Origin of the sequence: Desulfobulbus propionicus DSM 2032 (genome assembly GCF_000186885.1) — a bacterium.
Classification (GTDB): Bacteria; Desulfobacterota; Desulfobulbia; order Desulfobulbales; family Desulfobulbaceae; genus Desulfobulbus; species Desulfobulbus propionicus.
In genome coordinates, this window is sequence record NC_014972.1 from 1,943,614 (window position 1) to 1,958,552 (window position 14,939).

11 protein-coding genes are annotated in these 14,939 nt (G+C 60.9%); all 11 read right to left on the reverse strand.

Going from position 1 to position 14,939, the window contains the following annotated elements; all coding sequences use genetic code 11:
• Nucleotides 1-64 precede the first annotated feature (64 nt).
• The 11 genes from DESPR_RS17240 to DESPR_RS08500 all read right to left on the reverse strand — a co-directional run bounded on the left by DESPR_RS17240 (nucleotide 65) and on the right by DESPR_RS08500 (nucleotide 14,276).
• Nucleotides 65-3,382 carry a PAS domain S-box protein gene (locus DESPR_RS17240; RefSeq protein WP_169701570.1) on the reverse strand — a complete coding sequence of 1,106 codons (3,318 nt, stop codon included), beginning with the start codon at nucleotides 3,380-3,382 and terminating at the stop codon, nucleotides 65-67.
• Nucleotides 3,342-4,415 (reverse strand): protein-glutamate methylesterase/protein-glutamine glutaminase, encoded by a 1,074-nt coding sequence (locus DESPR_RS08455; RefSeq protein WP_015724388.1) that lies wholly within the window; start codon nucleotides 4,413-4,415, stop codon nucleotides 3,342-3,344. Before DESPR_RS08455 ends, DESPR_RS17240 begins: the two co-directional genes overlap by 41 nt.
• Entirely contained in the window at nucleotides 4,412-4,930 is a 519-nt protein-coding gene (locus tag DESPR_RS08460; protein WP_015724389.1) for a chemotaxis protein CheD, read from the reverse strand. Before DESPR_RS08460 ends, DESPR_RS08455 begins: the two co-directional genes overlap by 4 nt.
• Complete coding sequence (locus DESPR_RS08465; protein ID WP_015724390.1) at nucleotides 4,927-5,808, reverse strand: CheR family methyltransferase; 882 nt, start codon at nucleotides 5,806-5,808, stop codon at nucleotides 4,927-4,929. The genes DESPR_RS08460 and DESPR_RS08465 overlap by 4 nt, the downstream gene beginning before the upstream one ends.
• Before the next feature lie 25 nt (nucleotides 5,809-5,833).
• A complete protein-coding gene (locus tag DESPR_RS08470; RefSeq protein WP_015724391.1) occupies nucleotides 5,834-6,322 on the reverse strand; it encodes a chemotaxis protein CheW in 489 nt (162 codons plus the stop codon).
• 100 nt (nucleotides 6,323-6,422) lie between these two features.
• Nucleotides 6,423-8,819 carry a methyl-accepting chemotaxis protein gene (locus DESPR_RS08475; protein ID WP_015724392.1) on the reverse strand — a complete coding sequence of 799 codons (2,397 nt, stop codon included), beginning with the start codon at nucleotides 8,817-8,819 and terminating at the stop codon, nucleotides 6,423-6,425.
• 201 nt (nucleotides 8,820-9,020) lie between these two features.
• The gene (locus tag DESPR_RS08480) at nucleotides 9,021-11,129 is read right to left on the reverse strand and encodes a chemotaxis protein CheA (RefSeq protein ID WP_015724393.1); all 2,109 of its coding nucleotides are present in this window, start codon (nucleotides 11,127-11,129) and stop codon (nucleotides 9,021-9,023) included.
• Nucleotides 11,130-11,199: 70 nt separating this feature from the next.
• Entirely contained in the window at nucleotides 11,200-11,565 is a 366-nt protein-coding gene (locus DESPR_RS08485; protein ID WP_015724394.1) for a response regulator, read from the reverse strand.
• A complete protein-coding gene (locus DESPR_RS08490; protein WP_015724395.1) occupies nucleotides 11,553-11,918 on the reverse strand; it encodes an STAS domain-containing protein in 366 nt (121 codons plus the stop codon). Before DESPR_RS08490 ends, DESPR_RS08485 begins: the two co-directional genes overlap by 13 nt.
• The gene (locus DESPR_RS08495) at nucleotides 11,878-12,381 is read right to left on the reverse strand and encodes a bacteriohemerythrin (RefSeq protein WP_015724396.1); all 504 of its coding nucleotides are present in this window, start codon (nucleotides 12,379-12,381) and stop codon (nucleotides 11,878-11,880) included. The genes DESPR_RS08490 and DESPR_RS08495 overlap by 41 nt, the downstream gene beginning before the upstream one ends.
• Before the next feature lie 35 nt (nucleotides 12,382-12,416).
• Nucleotides 12,417-14,276 (reverse strand): methyl-accepting chemotaxis protein, encoded by a 1,860-nt coding sequence (locus DESPR_RS08500; protein ID WP_015724397.1) that lies wholly within the window; start codon nucleotides 14,274-14,276, stop codon nucleotides 12,417-12,419.
• Between the last annotated feature and the right edge of the window lie 663 nt (nucleotides 14,277-14,939).

A 14,939-nucleotide genomic window follows, 5' to 3' on the forward strand; every position in this document is an offset into this window, starting at 1 on the left:
CAAGTCTACGGCAGAAGAGGCTTGCGGTCGGCGGGAACGCGAAAGCTGTCCCCTCGAACGTACCCTAGAGTGAGCGTGCCGGGGACACATCCGCCGGCACGGTTTTGCCGAGCGCCTCCCTGAGTTTGACGGAAAGATCCGAGCGCGTGAACGGCTTGTGAATGAACTGCACCCCCGCGCTGACCACTTCCTGGGGCATGATGATATTATCGGTATATCCAGACATATAGAGCACGTTGAGTTGTGGATGCAGGCCTGCCAGCTGTTGCCGCAATGCATGGCCGTTCATTCCCGGCAGGATCACATCGGTGAGCAGGAGGTCAATCTTGCCGGTCCATTCCCTGGCCAGATGCAAGGCCTGTTCGGGGAGACGGGAGGCCAGCACCGTATATCCCAAGCGTTCCAGCATGGTGGTGACCATGGTCAAGATGGCGCGATCATCCTCGACCAGCAACACGGTTTCCTGGTGTCCTGGGGCCATGTCGGTGCTCGCTGGGCGCGCGGCGCGCGCTGGTTGCGCGTGATGCGCCGGGAGATGGATGTCGAACCTGGTCCCCTGGCCGGGTGTGCTGTGGACCTGGATTGTTCCCCGGTTCTGTTTGACGATTCCATAGACCGTGGACAGCCCGAGTCCGGTGCCGTGACCGACTCCCTTGGTGGTGAAAAATGGTTCGAATATTTTATCGATCAGTGGTTTTTCGATGCCGCAGCCCGTGTCGCTCACCGAGAGCCGCACGTAGGCGCCGGGGGCACATTCATCGTTTTCCGCCCGGTTTCCTTCATCCACGACAACATCCTGGGTGGCGATGACGATGGTTCCGGTCCCGTCGATGGCATCGCGGGCATTGATGCAGAGGTTGGCCACAATCTGATCCACCTGAACCGGATCCATGGTGATGGCCGGCACCCCCTGGGCGGGACGCCAGATCAGTTCAATCTGTTCGCCGAGCATCGGCCTGAGCATGTTCAGCATGCCTTCGACCGTGCTGTTGAGGTTCAGCACCTTGGGCGCGATGATCTGCTGTCTGGAAAAGGCGAGCAACTGGCGGACAATATCGGCGGAGCGACTGGCCGCCTCCAGGATCTTGCGCAGGTTGTGATGGATTTTCTGTGACGGCTCCGTCTGTTCCAGGGCCATTTCCGTGTAGCCGATGATCACCGAGAGGATATTGTTGAAATCGTGGGCCACGCCGCCGGTCAATCGACCAACCGACTCCATTTTCTGCGCCTGGAGAAATTGCTGTTCCAACTTGAGATGAGCGGTGATATCCCGTTTTACCGCCACATAGTTGATGATCTCCCCCCCTGGAGCGAACACCGGTGAAATGGTCGCCTCTTCGGTATACAGCGAACCATCCTTGCGTTTGTTGACCAAACGGCCGTTCCACGTTTTCCCTTTGGAGATGGTCGCCCACAAGTCCTGATAAAAGGCTGCGTCGTGCTGGCCGCTTTTGAGCACGCGCGGATTCTGGCCGACAATATCCTCCAGGGTGTGGCCGGTGAGCTGTTCAAAGGCGGGATTGGCGTATTGCACGGTTCCCTGGGGGTCGGTGACAATGAAGATTTCTCCGGCTTGGTCGATGGCCACCCGCAGCCGTTCCAGATCGGCGGCCTTCTGCTTGGTCTCGGTGATGTCCAGGGCGGTGAAGGTGACGCCCTCGCCGAGATCCCCGGGGTTGAACGGCGTGGATCCGAGCAGAACATCGATGCATTGGCCATCCTTGCGCACCCATTGGGTTTCCATTGTTCCTGTCCCCCGTTGCGCGATCATCCGATATTTTCCCACGCCGACACGCAGGTATTCGTGCTCGTCGGGGTAGAGCAAGCGCGCGTCCTGGCCTGTCAGCTCTGCCTGGGTATAGCCGGTCATCGCGCACAGGTGATCGTTGACCGTGACAAACACGCGCTGCCGGACGACGCCAATGCCCACGGGGGCCGCCCGAAAGATGCTGCGCAGATAATTCTCCTTGGCCTGCAAGGCCTCTTGGGCCATCTTCTGGCTGGTGACATCGTGGACGATGGAATGGAGCAGGGTTCTGCCGGCCACTTCGATGTTGCTGTTGAACACATCAACATCGCGGACCGAGCCATCCGCCAACCGGTGGCGAAAGGCAAAATACTTGCGCCGGGCATGCTTGGCCTTGTTGATTTCCCGTTGAATGTCCTCCAGCGGCAAGGTGTTGATCTGGGCGATATTCATCTGGATGAGGAGCTCTTTGGGCCACCCGTAAAACAGTTCCGCCGCCTGGTTGGCCTCGATGATATCGCCGGTGTCTGGATCAATGATCAGCTTGACTGCCGCGTGGTGTTCAAAGAGATTTCTGAACAACAACTCGCTGCGTTGCAGCCGTTGCCGGGCCCTGTCTTCCTCGCCGATATCGCGAAAGACGAGCACCGTGCCGGCGCGGTCATGGTGCCCGTCACGGATTGCGGCGGTGTGTTGGGTGATCGTGTACTGGGCGCCATCACGGCAACGGAGGACAGCCCGGCCGGCGGAACCTTCCCTGGGGACAGGACCGCCCTGGCCATCGACCATCCGCACGACCTCGGTCAGCGGTTTGTTGATGGCCTCGGCAAGCGTCCAGCCCGTCAGCGCCTCGGCCACGGGATTCATGAACAGAACCCTGTTGTGGGCATCCGTCGAGAGGACGGCCTCGCCAAGGGAGTGCAAAATGGTGTGCAGGTGCTCCTTGGTTTGTCGCACTTCGTTGAGAAAGCGAAAGCGGTTTTCCTGATCCAGGAGAATTTTCCCGGCAAGAAGGGTGGCCAGGGGATAAAGCATCAGCACCGGCAGGCCGATCGATGCAAGGGTATCCAGGGCCCTGGGCAGGGGCAGGGAGAACAGCATGGTCAGCATGGCACAGTGGACAAGCAGACCAAAGCGGTACAGATCCCACGCGGTGAGCGAGGTCGTGTTCCCTCGAAGAGAACGATGGACAAGCAGGCCAATGCCCGAGGAACTGAGCACCAACAGTACCCCGGTGGCCATGCCCATCCCTCCCATTGCCAACCGCGAGCCGATGGTGCACAGCGAGGCGAGGGTGGCGGTCACCGGTCCGTAAAAGAGCGCGCCCAGACTGAGGATCATGGAGCGGCCATCGAAAAACAGACCCGGCTCGACCTGCACGGGATGGAGCATGCCCAGGACGGCGACACCGCCAAACAGGCAGCCCTGCACCACCTGACCCTGCAAGGTCTGCCGCGCCCAGCGTTGTTCAACAAAGCCGGAGACAACGCTCAGGGCGATCAACAGGGTCAGGTTGAAAAGAAGATCATGGAAGATCATGGGAAAAGCAATGGGTTGTGTGTCGATCTGGAAGATGTTATTCGGTGCGCCGGCATCAGACGCACAGCCGCAATACCTCGGGGGCGATGCGCTCAAGGGGCAGCACCTTGTGCACCCCGCCATGTTTGATCGCCTCGGCCGGCATGCCGAAGACCACGCAGCTGGCCTCGTCCTGGGCGATGGTGATCGCGCCGGCCTCGAACAGTTCCCTCATGCTCCGCGCGCCGTCATCGCCCATGCCGGTCATGATCACCCCAACCACGTTCTTGCCGCCATAGCGGGCGGCGGAGCGGAACAGCACGTCCACCGACGGCCGGTGCCGCGAAACCAGGGGGCCGTCCTTCACTTCCACATGATACCGGGCGCCGCTGCGCTTGAGCAGGGTATGTCGATTGCCAGGGGCGATCAGCACCCGGCCAGGCACCACGCTATCGTTGTCCATGGCTTCCTTGACCGTTACCCGGCACAGGCCATCCAGCCGTCGGGCAAAGGCGGCGGTGAAATATTCGGGCATGTGCTGGACGATCACCACCCCGGGCGCATCCTCGGGCAGCATCTCCAGAAAAACCTTCAGGGCCTCGGTGCCGCCGGTGGAGGCGCCGACCATCACCACCTTGTCGGTGGTCTGGAGCATGGCCTGGGAGGTCGGTTTGGCCATGATCACGTCGGCTGAATAGCGGGGTGACGGTTCTTTCAGCGTGCTGCGGCCAGGTGGTGTTTTCCCCGGACGGACAGCGGCGGCGCCCTTGATCGCGTCGCAGATCATGATGCGCGACTCCTCGATGAACTGCTTGGTGCCCATGCGCGGCTTGGTGATGATGTCGACAGCCCCGTATTCGATGGCCTTGAGCATCGATTCGCTGCCCCCACCGGCCAGGCTGGAGCACATCACCACCGGAATGGGATGCTGACTCATGAGCTTGCGCAGGAAGGTCAAGCCATCCATGCGCGGCATTTCGATGTCCAGGGTGATGACATCGGGGATGACCGTGCGCAGCCGTTCCGCCGCGGCAAAGGGGTCGGCGGCGGTGGCAACCACCTCGATATCCGGGTCAGCGTTGAGTATCGCACACAGGGTTTGCCGCACCAGGGCCGAGTCGTCGACCACCAGCACCTTGATTTTCTTCACGGAAACCTCCCTTGCATGCAGGTGCAACCGTTGTCCCTGTGTCGCAGTTTGCGTACATAGACATCGCCGGTCTTGATCGAGAACAGCACTTTCCTTCCCACGTTCCCGCCAGTGTCGGCATTGGCGATACCCAGGCCAAGCTGTTCCAAGGTCTGCCGGGCCTGGCGGATGTTCTGCGCGCCCACCGCCAGCCTGGCATCGATGATCGGCTCGCAGGCCAGGACTTGGGCGCCGCCGAACAGTTTGACCACCAGTTGCTTGCTGCGCCGGTACCGTTGTATCTGTTGATACATGGCACGCACCGCCGTGCCCACGTGGCGCAGGTCGTTGTTGCCGGACGGATCGTCCGGAAGCATCGCGTGGCAGATGGCGCCGATACCCTGATCCGGGGCATACAGGGTCACCGCCACACAGGAGCCTAGAATGGTGCTCACCAGCAGGGGTTCGGCGGTCACGATCACCTCGCCCGGCTTGAGAAAGGCTTGCCTGCTATGGCCGGCGAGAAAGGGGATCATTGTTTCTGATAGACGGTGGAACCCACGGTGACGAAATCGACATCCAGACCGTTGATGGTTTCGGAATGGCCGAGAAACAGATAGCCGCCCGGGCGGAGTTGACGATGGAACTTGCGGATCAGCTCCTGCTGGGTGGGTTTGTCGAAATAGATGATCACGTTGCGGCAGAAAATGATGTCCATTTTCTCGGACAGGCCGAAATGATCCTCCATGAAATTGATCCGGCGAAACACCACCCGCGCCCGCAGTTCCGGGCTGATGCGCACCAGGCCACGGCTCCGGTCCTTGCTGCGCAGGAGATATTTTTTCTTCAGGCCGATAGCGATGCCCTCGGTGCGTTCCTGGGGATAGACCCCGGTTTGCGCGGCTTCGAGAATGCGGGTGCTGATATCCGAGGCCAGGATGGAAAAACGGAATGGGGGATGCCCCGCCGCGAATTCGGCGAGCACCATGGCCAGGGTATAGGGTTCCTCGCCGCTGGAACAGCCGGCGCTCCACAGGCGCAGGGGTTCCTCGAACCGATCGCCCCGCCGCGCCCGCAGCGCGGGCAGGGCCGTGTGGGTCAGATACTCGAAATGGCCGGGTTCGCGAAAAAAATCGGTCTTGTTGGTGGTGACCACGTCGATCAGGTGCACCATTTCCGTCCGCTGCCCTTCGGGACTGAAGACATAGCTGCCGTAGGCCTCGAAGGAATCCAGGCGCAGGACCTTGAGCCGCTTGTGCAGCCTGGATTCAAGCATGGTCTTTTTCGCCGGCGGCAGTTGGATGCCCACCCGTTGGCGGATCAGGGCGCTAAACTGCGTGAACTCCCTGTCGCGCATTTTAGCCGGCGCCAGCCCCTGGGACGTGCGCCCTGTTTCCGCCGCTGTCGGCTGCATGTTCCGCTTCCCGCAACTGGTTCGCTTATTGGGCCGCATTGCCCTGGATATCGCCCAGTTGCTCGGACGAGAACACCTTGTCGATATCGAGGATCATGACAAAATCATGATCGACCTTGCCCATGCCACGGATGAACTCGGTGTTCAGCTTGGTGCCCAGTTGGGGTGGCGGCTCGATCTGCTCGGGCTCCATCTCCACCACCTCCTGGACCGAATCGGCCAGCACGCCGAGGATCAGCACCTCGCCCGCCAGGTTGACCTCGACCACGATGATACAGGTATTGACGGTCTGTTCGGTGCATGGCATGCCGAAGTTGAGCCGCAGATCCACCACCGGCACCACGCTGCCGCGCAGGTTGATCACCCCGCGCATGAACTCCGGGGTTTGCGGCACCTTGGTGATGGAGGTCATCTCCAGAATTTCCCGCACTTTGGCGACATCGAAGGCAAAGACCTCGTCGGCCAGTTTAAAGGTCAGGTATTGAACAGTTTCAGTGATTCCGGCCACGCTCATGGGTGTTTCCTCGTGTGTGTTCCAGTGAAAGGCAGGCTGGAACGGCGGGGCGAACGTTGCTCGACCCGCGCCCTTCCAGCCCAATGGGAGGCAATCCGGCTTAGAACCGCTCGAATTCCTCGTCCAGGTGATCCGCACCGCCCGTGACACCCAGGTCGAGCTGGATACCCGTTTCGGCCTGGGCCTGACGGACCGGTTTGCCCGGTTTTTCCACAGCTACCTTGACCGCGCCGGCGTTCTTGGGCAGGGGCGCGGGAGCGATGAACGGCTGCTGGGCACGAACCGGCTGCACCGCTGCCGTCACCCGCCGCTGTCGGCCGGTGTCCAGGGTAAAGAAGGCGATGGTGGCCTTGAGCTGCTCGGCCTGACTGGACAGTTCCTCGGTGGTCGAGGCCATTTCCTCGGCCGCGCCCGCGTTCTGCTGAATCACCTGATCCAGCTGCTGGATGGCCTTGTTGATCTGGTCGGCGCCGGTATCCTGCTCCTTGCTCGAAGCGCTGATCTCCTGGACCAGTTCGGCAGTCTTCTGGATATCGGGCAGCATCTTGCCCAGCATCTCGCCGGCCTGCTCGGCAATAGCCACGCTGGAAGTGGACAGCTGGCTGATCTCGCCTGCCGCCGACTGGCTCCGTTCCGCCAGTTTGCGCACCTCGGAGGCCACCACCGCGAATCCCTTGCCGTGCTCGCCGGCCCGCGCCGCCTCGATGGCCGCGTTGAGGGCGAGCAGATTGGTCTGACGGGCGATCTCCTCGATGATCGAAATCTTGGTGGCGATCTGTTTCATGGCCGAGACGGTTTCGGTCACCGCCTTGCCGCCCTCGCGGGCATCGGACGCGCTCTTGACCGCGATTTTTTCCGTCTGCATGGCGTTGTCGGTGTTCTGGCGGATGTTGGACGCCATCTGCTCCATGCTCGACGAGACCTCCTCGGCGCTGGCCGCCTGCTCGGTCGCGCCTTGCGACATCTGCTGGGCGGTAGCGGACATCTCCTGGGCGCCGGTGGCCACGTTGTCGGCCGCAGCCTGCACCTCGGTGACCACCTCTTTCAGTTTGTCCACCATGGTGGACAGGGAGACCATCAATTCATCGTTGTCGGAACGCTTCTTCAACTCGACCATCAGGTTGCCCTGGGCGACCTGCTTGGCGTTGGCGGCGATGTTGTTGATGGCCTCGATCAACAGGTTGAGGTTGTTCTTGATTTGATTGTACTGCCCTTTATAGACATCGGTGATCAGCGGCGGCATGTCGCCCTTGGATACCCTGTCGACATAGTCGGCGGTGACCCGCAGGGGGTTGACGATGTTGGTGACCGTGTCGTTGACCCCGACCACCAGGGTGTTCCAGCCGCCGACAAAGAGCGAGGCATCGGCGCGTTTGTCCAACTCGCCGTCGGCGGCCGCCTTGATCAACAGGTCGGTCTGGGCGAGCAGGTCGGTCATCATCCGCACCATGTTGTTGAGATTGTCCTTGATCTGGTTGAAATCGCCGTTGTAGTTGGCGGTGATCGCCGGCGGAATGACGCCCTTGGCAATCTGGTCGACATACTCGGCAGCCACGTTCAAGGGGGTAATCACCGCATCCAGGGTGTCGTTGACCCCAACCACGATCTTCTGAAAATCCCCCTGGTGACGGGAGACGTCGGCGCGGGTGGCGAGCCGGCCTTCCACGGCGGCGGTGGCCAGCATGTTGGCATCGTCGACCAGGGCCTGGATGGTGGCCACCATCTTCTTCATTGCCGCCATGACGCTGGTGGTGTCGCCGCTGGCGAGCACGATATCGTGCGACAGATCGCCGACCGCCACCGTGTTGGCAATTTCCCCCACCTGTTTCGGATCGCCGCCCAGTTGGCGCAGGACAATGCGGGCAATGAACAGACCCAGGCCAATGGCCAGCACCACTCCGACCACCGCCAGCACGGTCATGATGATATTGGCGCTCTTGGCGGTGGCGCTGTTTTCAATCGAGGTCAGATTGCCCTGCTCTATCTTTGCCTCCATGAGCTTGTCGATGATGTTCTGTTCTTCTAGGGCGGCTTTCACCACCTCCCCTTGGAGCAGGGCGGTGGCTTCCGTGCCCTTGCCTTCGCGCGCCAAGGCAATCGCTTGCCCCAGGAGCGTGGTATAGAGTTCCTTGGCTTTCTTGAAGTCCTCGAACAGGCGGCGGCCCTCATCGGTGAGGATGGTTTTCTCGAAACTCTCGGTGTTCTTGTCGATGCTGGCCTGGAGTTCCTTGATCCGGCCGGCAAAGGTTTCCCGCTGCTCCTGCGTGGTGGCGGTCAGGAAATCCCGGGAGTTGACCCGGATTCGTTGAAAAGCGATGGAGATGTTGGCCATTTCGCCGAGCGGCACGGTGATTTTCTCGTACAGTTTGGTATCAGCCACATCGAGCTTGTCGATGGTAACAATGCCATAGCCGCCAATGGCGCCGGCAATGATCGCCACGGTGATGAAGCCGACCAGCAGCTTTCCCTTCAGGGTCATGTTGTCAAACCAGGTCATCCTATTTCCTCCAGAATTGTGGGCAATGTGCGTATTGCCAAGCTGAGCGTTCAGGGGCGCTCGTTTCCTGCTGATCAAGACGTTTCCTGAACGCCTTGGGTCTGTTGGGTCAGGGCAGGGGACTGTTCCCCGCGCCTGTTGAACAATTGCCGCATCCCGCCGTGCGCAAGGGGCACGGCTGGAACTGTCCCGGCCGCACGGTCACGGCTTCCTCTGTTCGGCGGTTTCCGCCATCCGCACCAGGTCGGCTGGCGAGAGGATCAGGGCCACCGAACCGTCGCCGAGGATGGTGGCCCCGGAGATGCCCCGCACATCCTGGTAGAGGATGCCAAGCGGCTTGATCACTGTCTGGTGTTCGCCGACAACGAAATCGACCACGAAGCCGATCCGCACGCCCTGGACCGCAACAATGACGATCTGCTCGATCTCCGGCCGGGTGCCGTTGATGGCGAACTGGTCGCGCAAACGGATATAGGGGGTGAGGTGGCCGCGTACGTTGGCCAGGTTGCGGCCATGGGAGGCCTCGACATCGGCCCGGGACAGCTCCACGCATTCCTCGATCGGCGCCAGCGGCAGGACGAAATGGCTGTCGCCAACCTGCACCAGCAGGCTCTCGATGATCGCCAGGGTCAGGGGGATCTTGAGGGTGATGGTGGTGCCCCGGCCCAGTTCGCTGTCGACCGCGATGGTGCCGCGCAGTCCCTCGATGCCGCGTTTGACCACGTCCATGCCGACTCCCCGGCCGGACACGCTGGTAATCTGATCCGCCGTGGAAAATCCGGGGGTAAAGATGCACGCGAAAATCTCCTGGTCGCCCAGCTCGGCGTTGGCGGAGAGCAGCCCCAGCCTGACCGCCTTGGCGCGGACCGCTGCGGGGTCGATGCCCTTGCCGTCGTCGTGGATGGTGATCAACACCGAGTCGCCGGCGTGCTCGGCCCCGAGGCGAATGGTTCCGGTGGTCGGCTTGCCGGCGGCCATCCGCTCGGCCGGCGCCTCGATGCCGTGATCGATGCTGTTGCGGATGATGTGCACCAGTGGATCGTTGAGCTTTTCGATCACCGTCTTGTCCAGTTCGGTGTCGGCGCCAAAGGTCTCCATCTCGATCTCCTTGCCCAATTCCCGGGAGAGATCGCGCACCAGCCGCTTGAACTTGCTGAAGGTGCTGCCGATGGGCAGCATGCGGATGTTGAGCGCCGTGTCGCGCAGTTCGTTGGTCAGCCGTTCCACTTCCTCGGCGATGGCGATGTAGGTGGCATCGCCGAGAGCGTTGGAGACCTGCGACAGCCGCGCCTGGACCGTGACCATTTCCCCGACCAGATTCACCAGCTGATCGAGCTTCTCGGCCGGAACCCGGATGCTGGCCGCGGATTCGGTGTTGGCCTGTTCCTGTCTCGTTTTGCGGACATGCTGCTGTTCGTCGAGGGCGGCCGCGACCTTGTCCGGACTGACCATCCCCCCGTCCACCAGCAGCTCGCCAAGCGGTTTCTGGTGCCGCAGCACCTCGTCCAGGGCCTCTGGAGCCAAATCGCCGCGTTCGATCAGGATTTCGCCCAACCGCTTGTACTCGGGCTGCCGGTCCTCCAAGGCTGGTTCGTCGATCAGCTCGATATTGAGCTGACAGTCATCCTCGACAAAAAGGAACACGTCGCGGATGGCCTCCTCGCCGCGAACGGTGCTCAGGACGATGTCCCAGGAGAGGTAGCAGTGTTCGCCCACAAAAGAATCGAGCGGCGGAACGGCGTCGAATTGGGCGGTGACCAGGCAGGTGCCCAATTCGCGCAATTCGTTGATCAGGGCCAGGGGGTTGCTGCCGCACAGCAGCATCTCGCGGTGCGGCTGAAAACGAATGCGCCAGGTCTGAAGCGGGGCACGCTCCACCTCGTCCGCCTGGGCGGCCAGCGGCACCGCTTCAGCCCCGCGATGGAGTACAGACGGTGGGAGCAGCCGACGCAGGCCATCGATCAGCTGGTCGCCGGTGCCGCGTTCCACCGGCATGCCCTCCGTGGCGGTCGCAAGCAGCATGGAAATATGGTCGCGGGACCGGAGCGTCAGGTCGAGCAGCTCCTTGGTCACCACCATCCGGCCGTTGCGCACCAGGTCGAACACGGTCTCCACCTCATGGGTAAAGGCGGCGATCTCGTCGAAGCCGAACATCGCCCCGGACCCCTTGATGGTGTGCATGGCCCGAAACACGCGATCGATCAGTTCCCGGTCGTCCGGCCGTGTTTCAAGATCGAGCAGCGAGGTTTCCAGTTCGGCCAGCAGTTCGGCGGCTTCTTCGCGATAGGTCGCAATATGATCTTCGAACATCCGTGGCATCCTTATGTCGTCTTGTCCGGCCGTTGGCGGCACGGGCCGTTGGTTGTCCCGGGTCGGGCTTTCATCCCAGCACCTTTTTCACCACCGCGACCAGTTGTTCCGGCTTGAACGGCTTGACGATCCAGCCGGTGGCTCCGGCCGCCTTGCCCTCGGCCTTCTTGCCATCCTGGGATTCGGTGGTCAGCATGACAATGGGAATGAATTTGTTGAGACCGCCGGCCCGGACTCCTTTGATCAGGCCGATGCCATCCAATTTGGGCATGTTGAGATCGGTCAGCAGCATGTCCACCTTCTTGGTGGTCAGCTTGCTCAACGCATCCTGACCATCGACCGCTTCCACGACCTCGTAGCCGTTCTGTTTGAGGGTAAAGGCCACCATCTGTCGGATGCTGGCCGAATCATCGGCTGTCATGATTAGCTTTGCCATGCGTCACCTCCCGTGAGCGCGAGAAAACAGGGGTGGGGATGCTTGCCGCATCGTTCGCGGCACTGGACCCCCGCACCAATCGCCAGGTCTGTCAAGGACGCCGGAAGCGGCCCGCGACAGACCAGCCTTTTGCCCGCTCCAGCGGCCGTGGCCGAGGCCGAGCAGAACAATTGCAGGGCCGTGATGTCCATTTCCACCTCGGGCTCGAATACAATGCCCACGGTGTCGTTCTCCGCCAGCAGTTGCCGAAGCCGTTGGCCGTAGTCCGACACCGTTTCAATGGTCAAACGAGGGCCTATCCTGATCACGCCTTCACGTGCCTGGCGTGAGCTGTTCAACGGTGTCTGTTCCATGCACTTCCTCCCAAGTCATTTCCGACATCCAGTTTGGTGTTTCCGTTGCCCGTAAAATGCCGCACTTCTCCTCGGCGATGAACGTGCCGAATTCGGCGTCCGCCTGCAGGATGTGGCCCGAAAGCCAACTGTGCAAAAAGGAAAGGACCTCAAGGGCGAGACTCTTGTCGCCACGGCGATAGCTGATGGCGAACTCTCCTATTCTCAGCGAGAAACGGTCGTGTTCCCGTGCGTGCTGCTCCACGGCGGGATAGCCGTTGGCTTTCATCCACCGCTCCTCCGCCGCAAAGTGATAAATGGCGTAATCGCTCAACTCGTCGATCAGGGTCCCGATGATGTGTGCGGTGGCCCGATTGACGAAATCGTCATGGAGCTTGTTGAGCAGAAAGAACATGTGCCGGTGATGGGCATCGATTTGCGGTATTCCGATCGAGTATCGAGCACTCCACGTTACGAGAGGCATGGGGGGGTATCCTTTTGTTCGGGGCTCATCGGCCGTTAAAAGAGATCGACGTTGTCGCCGAATTCAGAAGCATCTTCCAAGGCGGGTTGGTGCGGTGTTCGCTCGGTCGCCACGGTTTCCAGCCCGTGTTTGCGGGAAATGGCCTCGTGGATGCGCCGTTCGCTGTCCATGGTGTAGCGTTCGGCCATCTGGCGCAGCTCTTCCTTGAATTCCTCGCTTGCCGGAAACAGGGCACGGGACTGGGCGACGATCTGACGCAGCTCGTTGAGCACCTCATGCGCCAGGTCCTTGGTTCGTTGGTGGATATCGATCGAAGCGGTGAGGCGTTCGATGTCGTGGACCAGGTCGTTGGCCTGCCGCTGTGCCTGGGCGAGCAGGGAAGACAGATCCTGCCCCATGGCTCCAAGGGTGGCGAGGATGGTGTCCAGCTCGGCCTGCATGCCGCCGAGCGTTGCGCTCAGGTGCGCCTCGTTGTGATCCGCCACCGTGGCAAGTCCGACGGTGGCGGTGTGCATTTCCTTCAAGGCAGCCGTGATGCTTTGGGTGCGGTGGCTGTCCTCTTTGGCCAACTGCCCGATTTCTTGCGCCAACACGCCGAGCGAGGCCCCTTCCTGGCCGGTGCCGGTGGCCTTGATCCTGGCATTGAGGGCGATGAGGATGACATCCTGGCCGATCTCCTCGATATCGGCGACAAACGTGGAGATGGCCGCAACGGTTGCCGTGATGCTTCGCATGATCTCGGCCACCTGGTTGTTGGTCTCCACCCCGACCGTCAGCAATTCGGTGATCGAGGCCATGTGACGGCGAACATCATCGATGAAGGAGCGGCCGGAGGCGGCGCTCATCCCGGAATCACCATGGAGAGTTTCGGTCAGCCGCCGCTGTTTGCCGGCGATTGCGTCCAGGTTGGTGACGATCCCGGTCACGGCGGCATGCAGCTCGGTGGAAGCAAAATGCAGCTGCGCCTCCTGAAGTTCGCACACATCCCCCATCTTGACGATGTGCTTCCGAAGCGCGGGTGCATCACCGGCAGCGGTATTCCCGGAGGTTGACGCATCCAACAGCGCCGTTGTTTGCTCCAGGCCCTCAAGGACATGCTCGACCTGCTGCCGGAACATGTCGTGCGACTGCATCGACTGGACGACCTCGCTGACGCTGTTTGCATTTTCCTCGGCAACCGTGGAGACCACTCCCCCCAAGCGGGAAAACCGCTCGTTGACCATTTCGAGGTGGGCGATGCTGGCGGTCGCGCTCGTCAGGGACGTCCTGATCCGCGATTCTTGCGCGGAGCCGGCAATCTGGATCTCGGCGTTGCTTCGGCCGATCAGCGCGGCGAGCAGCTCGCGCTGGTCATAAATATTGTTGGCCTTTTCTTTGATCTGCAGGGAAAGCGTTCGGATGTCCTGGGCCAGATTGTTGAACTCCCCCACCGATTCTCCACTGTCGGCGCTTTCGATTTTAATCAGCACTTCAAGAATGTAGAGCCGTTTGCTCATCTTCTTGAAGCCTTCCAGGGGTGAGCCGACCTGTTGCAGGAGTCCTCCCACGGTTGCGAAAACCGTGGATTGGTCGCCTCGTTGCGACTGGGTTTGTTCCAGGTAGGCTTCGATCTCGTGCACGATCCGCCGCAACCGGTCAATCAGGCCATGAAGGCGTTCCCCGGAGGCTGCCGCCACCAAGTGGTTGGCCGTCCGCAAGAGCGTCGTGGACGCCTGATGGATTTCCTGAACGTGACGGCCGATCTGCAAAAACTCCTGCTCCGTTGTTCCCGCAAGCCTTCGCAAGATGGCGAGCGAGGAGCCGATCGCCAATGACCAGGCGTCAAACAGGCTGGTCATCCGCGCGCTGTGCGTTCCTGTATCGTTGTCTGCCATGGGCGTGGTGCTCTGAGTCATGGGCCTCCATGGAGGTTGTTCTTCGGAGTGGTCCACGTCCCTGCCGGAACAGGCAAATGGAGGGCGTTCTCTCCCCAGGCGCTGTTCCAAGGGGGCAGGGTGCCAAGGGAAGGCTCACACACGGCAGCGGACGGTCGTCCTTTCCACAGTGATTGGCCGCTTCTGCTGCCCAGTTGAGCAGGTTCCGTGCCATTCGGGGACAGAAGGTTTGTTTGTGAATAATTTACATAATATCAAATTGTTGCTTGAACATTCCTCGGAAATGAACGGAAACGGTGCTTCCGCCTCGCTTTCCGGGATGAAAGACAGGGGACAGTGCGAACCAAAAAAGATCACGACAAGAAAAGCCAATGAACGATGGAAAAACAGGAAGAAGGACAACAAGCTGCTGACAGTGCGACCAGATGAGGACAGCAGTTATATTGGGCTGAAACAAACACTTTTAGAATGCATTCCAAAGTGTTGCGTCGACAGGGAAGGGAAGGATGCTGCCGTTGTCCACATTAGAGGAGGGGGAGTCCGATAAAATGGACACTCCTCCCAGGAGACGGACACGAAAGAGGTGGGGGCAGGGGGCGCACGATGGGCAAGACGTTCCAACACTTGCGCGGCCGGAGAACTGCCGCCTGAAGAAGGGGAAACGGCATGGAAACAAAAACGGCC